This is a genomic window from Variovorax sp. VaC1 (assembly GCF_043658315.1).
In the GTDB taxonomy this organism is placed as follows: Bacteria; Pseudomonadota; Gammaproteobacteria; order Burkholderiales; family Burkholderiaceae_C; genus Variovorax.
In genome coordinates this window covers 400,656-406,722 of sequence record NZ_JBIGLT010000008.1, presented here as the reverse complement: position 1 = coordinate 406,722, position 6,067 = coordinate 400,656, and the positions used below count along the sequence as shown (strand labels likewise).

6 protein-coding genes are annotated in these 6,067 nt (G+C 62.6%); all 6 read left to right on the top strand.

The window, feature by feature from the left end:
- The coding region (locus ACGLHS_RS29710; protein ID WP_394485402.1) for a hypothetical protein at positions 1-705 on the top strand (705 nt) is incomplete at its 5' end.
- Between the two features lie 790 nt (positions 706-1,495).
- Positions 1,496-2,257 carry a LuxR C-terminal-related transcriptional regulator gene (locus tag ACGLHS_RS29705; protein WP_394485401.1) on the top strand — a complete coding sequence of 254 codons (762 nt, stop codon included), beginning with the start codon at positions 1,496-1,498 and terminating at the stop codon, positions 2,255-2,257.
- Between the two features lie 181 nt (positions 2,258-2,438).
- Positions 2,439-3,056, top strand: a complete 618-nt coding sequence (gene petA / locus ACGLHS_RS29700; protein WP_093246038.1) for a ubiquinol-cytochrome c reductase iron-sulfur subunit — start codon at positions 2,439-2,441, stop codon at positions 3,054-3,056.
- 14 nt (positions 3,057-3,070) lie between these two features.
- The gene (locus ACGLHS_RS29695) at positions 3,071-4,507 is read left to right on the top strand and encodes a cytochrome bc complex cytochrome b subunit (RefSeq protein ID WP_093246037.1); all 1,437 of its coding nucleotides are present in this window, start codon (positions 3,071-3,073) and stop codon (positions 4,505-4,507) included.
- Positions 4,508-4,534: 27 nt separating this feature from the next.
- Positions 4,535-5,308, top strand: coding sequence for a cytochrome c1 (locus tag ACGLHS_RS29690; RefSeq protein WP_093246036.1), 774 nt, complete (start codon positions 4,535-4,537; stop codon positions 5,306-5,308).
- Positions 5,309-5,403: 95 nt separating this feature from the next.
- Positions 5,404-6,015: a glutathione S-transferase N-terminal domain-containing protein gene (locus ACGLHS_RS29685; RefSeq protein WP_081266420.1), complete on the top strand. Its 612-nt coding sequence runs from the start codon at positions 5,404-5,406 to the stop codon at positions 6,013-6,015.
- The last annotated feature ends 52 nt before the right edge of the window (positions 6,016-6,067 follow it).

The following is a 6,067-nucleotide window of genomic DNA, read 5'->3' as shown; positions in this document are numbered from 1 at the left end:
CTGGTGGAGGTCAGGCTGCCGGCCGTGGCCGATGTCGCGCTGAGGCTGGTGGCAGTCACGCCGCCGGCGCTGACGGTGCCCGAAGTAATGCTGCTTGCAGACACAGTGCCCGCGCTGACGCTGCCTGCCGACACGGTACCTGCGGTGAGAGAGGTCGTGCTGATGCTGGTGGAGGTCAGGCTGCCGGCCGTGGCCGATGTCGCGCTGAGGCTGGTGGCAGTCACGCCGCCGGCGCTGACGGTACCCGAGGTAATGCTGCCTGCCGACACGGTACCTGCGGTGAGAGAGGTTGTGCTGATGCTGGTGGAGGTCAGGCTGCCGGCCGTGGCCGACGTTGCGCTGAGGCTGGTGGCGGTCACGCCGCCGGCGCTGACGGTGCCCGAGGTAATGCTGCTTGCCGACACGGTGCCCGCGCTGACGCTGCCTGCCGAGACGGTACCTGCGGTGAGAGAGGTTGTGCTGATGCTGGTGGAGGTCAGGCTGCCGGCCGTGGCCGATGTCGCGCTCAGGCTGGTGGTGGTCACGCGCGTTGCGGTGATGCTGCCCGCTGCCACCGTGCCGGAGGTAATGCTGCCCGAACTCAATGTATTGATCGTGCCATTGGTGGCGGTCACGTTGGTGGTGCTCACACTTGCGGAAGTCAGCGATGTAGTCAGCACGCCGCCGACTGCGTTCAGGGTGCCGCCGCCGTTGCCGTTGTTCTGAAAGTTGCCGACGTTGCCAGCATTGACTTCCTGTCCACCGATCGTGACCTGCGCGTTTGCCATCGGCAGAGTCATCACATATCCGGCACTGAGAAGCACCGAAGCGAGAAGTCGACCGACGCCCGGACGTTGAATGATGAAAGAGCGAACAGTGGAGCGCTTGGATGTAGTCATTTGGACCTTTTTCCTAGATGAATCAGTTGCCAGATCTGGTCTTCCAAGCGCCCTTGTCGCGTGGAAGCAGGGTTGGGTTTCATTGCGTTACCCAATGCAACTGATGCTAGGAATGGGGTGCCTTGCTGAACATCACCGGTATCCGTAGTTCTTGAGGTTCTCGATGCATTCGATGCGTCATCGAAAAAACGATGAGAGGCTCGCGAAGCCAACGTACATGCGGCTTCGCGGGCATCGAACAAAACATCGAACGAGCGCGCGACATGCAATGCGGCGCGTGCTTCGCGTGGCGCGGTGCTACGTAACACGCGCGGTAACCCGCCCGTAACAACGACGCGAAAACGGCCCTCCGAGGGCCCGTTCAGGACCGTGCGGCGAGGCCCTTTTTTCGCAATTTCTTCAACGAAATCAAAGTAGTACACGCAACTGCGTGGCTGTTTGGCCCGGCGCGTTCTCGTGTGGGCATCGTTCCTGCGACATCTGAAACGAAAGTCAACATTTCGAAGCTACCCATGGGTAGCCAAAGAGTCAGAGGGACGTCGCATGGTCAATTTGTTCTTGAGCATTGCCAATGCATCCGCGGGCATGGTCCGCCGGGCCATTGAGGGAGAGCGGTCATGGACATGAGCATCCATTGCGCCGCGCCGCAGCCGGCACTGTCGGCGTCGCAGTTGTATGGGGGAGTCTTCCATGCCGCGCTGATCGTTGCGGACGATCTCGCGGTGGCCGAACGGATGCGACGCATCCTTGCCGAGCTCGGGCCGCGTCGACGCATCGTGATCGCATCCAGCCGCGCCGAAGCCTGCAGCCTGCTGGCTTCGCTGCCTTACGACCTGGTGCTGGTCGACATGCGCCTGCCAAGCCGCGACGGTGTCTCGCTGCTGATGCACGTGCGCCAGGCCTATCCGCGCATCGAAAGCATCGGCATGTCGGCCACGGACGACCACGAACTGGTGAGTGCCGCGATCTCCGCCGGCGCCATCGGCTACCTGCTGACCGAAGCGGACGAGATCGAGCTTGCCTATCTGCTGCGCTCGATCGAGCGCGGCGGCGCGCCGATGGATTCGCGCATTGCACGGCGCATTCTTTCTTCGATCGCCGCGTCGGCGAAGGCGCGGACCATCGAGCCCATCCGCGTGCAGGCGCCGGCTGCCAATGCGCAGGCGGATGCAAAGACGCCGCAGGGCCTGCTGTCGCCACGCGAGCTCAAGGTGCTGCGTTTGATCGCGCAAGGCTGGAGCAACAGGCAGATCGCCGAAGCGGTCTATCTGTCGGTCAACACCATCGAGTTTCACGCCAAGAGCATCTACCGCAAGCTGTCCGTGAAGTCGCGGACGCAGGCGGTGCATGAGGCGATGCAGCACGGTCTTCTGAACTGAAGACCAGGGCGGCGACGGCTCTCGTCGCCGGTGCGCGACCGCGTCCTGCCGCACGGCCGGACGCAGGTCTGGCACATTGCGCCCGTTGAATTCTCCCCCACCGCCCCGCTACAATCGCGGGTTGACCCTGTTCAAGCCTAGGGTTGACCCTGCTCCAGCGAAGAAGACAAAGAGGATCCCCATGAGTGACATGACCTCCGGCTCGCCCCGGATCGACACAGGCAAACGGACGTGGTTGATCGCATCCAGCTGTGCCGGCGTAGTGGGCGGCGTGGCCACCGCCATCCCTTTCGTGAGCACATTTCAGCCCTCGGAGAAGGCCAAGGCCGCCGGCGCAGCGGTTGAAGTCGACATCTCGGCGCTCAAAGTCGGCGAGAAAATGACCGTCGAGTGGCGCGGCAAGCCGGTCTGGATCCTCAAGCGCACCCCCGAACAGGTCGCCGAACTCCCCAAGCTGGACGGCCAACTGGCCGATCCGCTGTCCAAGCGTCACCCCGACGAATTCACCCCCAAGTACGCGCAGAACGAGCACCGCTCGATCAAGCCCGAAGTGCTGGTCGTGGTCGGCATCTGCACCCACCTGGGCTGCTCGCCGAGCGACCGCTTCCAGGCCGGCCCGCAGCCCTCGCTGCCCGCCGACTGGGAAGGCGGCTTCCTCTGCCCCTGCCACGGCTCCACCTTCGACCTGGCCGGCCGCGTCTTCAAGAACAAGCCCGCGCCCGACAACCTCCCGGTGCCTCCGCACATGTACCTGTCTGATACCCGCCTGCTCATCGGCGAAGACAGCAAGAAGGCCTGAGGGAGTCGAAGAACATGGCTGAATTCCACGAAGTTTCCCCCAACGCCCCCGCCAGCGAAAAGCTGCTGAACTGGGTCGACAACCGTTTCCCGCTGAGCAAGCTCTGGAACGACCAGTGGGGCAAGTACTACGCACCGAAGAATTTCAACTTCTGGTACATCTTCGGTTCGCTGGCGATGCTGGTCCTGGTGATCCAGATCGTCACCGGCATCTTCCTGGTGATGCACTACAAGCCCGATGCGGCCCAAGCGTTCGCCTCGGTCGAGTACATCATGCGCGACGTGCCATGGGGCTGGCTGATCCGCTACATCCACTCGACGGGCGCCTCGGCGTTCTTCATCGTGGTGTACCTGCACATGTTCCGCGGCCTCATGTACGGCAGCTACCGCAAGCCGCGCGAGCTGATCTGGGTGTTCGGCTGTGCGATCTTCCTGTGCCTGATGGCCGAAGCCTTCATGGGCTACCTGCTGCCCTGGGGCCAGATGTCCTACTGGGGCGCACAGGTGATCGTGAACCTGTTCGCCGCCATCCCGTTCATCGGTCCTGACCTGGCCCTGCTGATCCGCGGCGACTACGTCGTGAGCGACGCCACGCTGAACCGCTTCTTCAGCTTCCACGTGATCGCCGTGCCGCTGGTGCTGCTCGGCCTCGTGGTGGCCCACCTGATCGCGCTGCACGAAGTGGGTTCGAACAACCCCGACGGCATCGAGATCAAGGCCAAGCGCGGCCCCGACGGCCATCCGCTCGACGGCATTCCGTCGCATCCGTACTACACGGTGCACGACATCTTCGGCGTGGTGGTGTTCCTCACGATCTTCTCGGCGGTGATCTTCTTCGCGCCCGAAGCCGGTGGGTACTTCCTCGAGTACAACAACTTCATTCCGGCCGACTCGCTGAAGACGCCGAACCACATCGCCCCGGTCTGGTATTTCACGCCGTTCTATTCGATGCTGCGCGCAACCACCGACGACATGGTCAACGTGTTCTCGCTGATCATCGCGGCCGCCGCCATCTGGAACTTCGTCAAGGGCAAGTCGGGCACGGCGCTCAAGGTTGCGATCGTGGTCGTGGCTGCCGTCGCGATCTTCCTGCTCAAGTCCTTCGACGCCAAGTTCTGGGGCGTGGTCATCATGGGCGGCTCGGTCATCATCCTGTTCTTCCTGCCGTGGCTCGACCACAGCGAAGTCAAGTCGATCCGCTACCGTCCGAGCTGGCACAAGTATGTGTATGGCCTCTTCGTCTTCTTCTTCCTGATCCTGGGCTACCTGGGCATCCAGCCGCCGGGCGTCTGGGGCGAACTGGCCATCGGTTCGTTCAAGCTGGACATCGCGCAGACCATCTCGCAGATCGGCACGCTGGTGTATTTCGGCTTCTTCCTGCTGATGCCCTGGTGGAGCCGCAAGGGCGAGTTCAAGACCGTGCCCGAGCGCGTGGTCTTCGCCGCCCATTGAGTAGCGCCAAGAGCTGAGAGAAACACGATGAAGAAAAGAATTTCCGGCTGGCTCGCGGTCCTGGGTCTCGCGTTGGGCCTGACCTTCTCCGCAACGGCATCCGCCGAGTCCGAAGGCATTGCCTGGGACAAGGCGAATCCCAAGACCAACGACGTGGTCGCCCTGCAAAACGGCGCCAAGCTGTTCGTCAACTACTGCCTGAACTGCCACTCGGCAGCCTTCATGCGCTACAACCGCCTGCAGGACATCGGCATCACCGAGCAGCAGATCAAGGACAACCTTCTGTTCACGACCGACAAGGTCGGCGAGACCATGAAGGCCAACATCGACCCGCGCCAGGCCAAGGACTGGTTCGGCACGACGCCACCCGACCTGACGCTGGTCGCGCGTTCGCGCGCCGGCCACGGCGGCACTGGCGCAGACTATCTCTACACGTATCTCCGCACGTATTACCGCGACGACACCAAGGCCACCGGCTGGAACAACCTCGCGTTCCCGAGCGTCGCCATGCCGAATCCCCTGTGGGAACTGCAGGGCGAACGCCGGCCGGTCTACACCAAGGTCGAACAGCACGGTCACGAAACCGAAGTGTTCAAGGGCTGGGAGCAAGTCACTCCCGGCACCCTGACACCCGTGCAGTACGACAATGCGGTGGGCGACCTGGTGAGCTACCTGCAATGGATGGCCGAGCCCGCACAGAACACTCGTATTCGCATCGGCGTCTGGGTGCTGCTGTTCCTGGCCATGTCCGTGGTTTTCGTGTGGCGACTGAACGCCTCGTACTGGAAAGACGTCAAGTAGTTCCGTCCACCCCGACCGGGCGCCTCGTGCATCCGGTCCCACAGAGTGGGTTGCCAACGCGACCCACTCTTTTTGATTTTTAGGAGTCTTTCGCCATGATGGTCTTGTATTCAGGAACGACCTGCCCGTTTTCCCACCGCTGCCGCTTCGTCTTGTTCGAAAAGGGCATGGACTTCGAGATCCGCGACGTCGATCTCTACAACAAGCCCGAAGACATCAGCGTGATGAACCCGTACGGCCAGGTGCCGATCCTGGTCGAGCGCGACCTGATTCTGTACGAGTCGAACATCATCAACGAGTACATCGACGAGCGCTTCCCGCATCCGCAGCTGATGCCCGGCGACCCGGTCGACCGCGCCCGCGTGCGCCTGTTCCTGCTCAACTTCGAGAAGGAACTCTTCGTGCACGTCTCGACGCTCGAGAACCGCACCGCCAAGGGCAACGACAAGGCGCTCGAAAAGGCCCGCTCGCACATCCGCGACCGCCTCACGCAGCTGGCCCCGGTGTTCCTCAAGAACAAGTACATGCTGGGCGACAACTTCTCGATGCTCGACGTGGCCATCGCGCCCCTGCTCTGGCGCCTCGACTACTACGGCATTGACCTCAGCAAGAACGCGGCTCCGCTTCTGAAGTACGCTGAGCGCATCTTCTCGCGTCCGGCCTACATCGAAGCGCTCACGCCCTCCGAAAAGGTCATGCGCAAGTAAATAGGCTCGCCCCCAGGCTTCGCGCACTTCGTGTCGCTTCGCCAACCCCCTT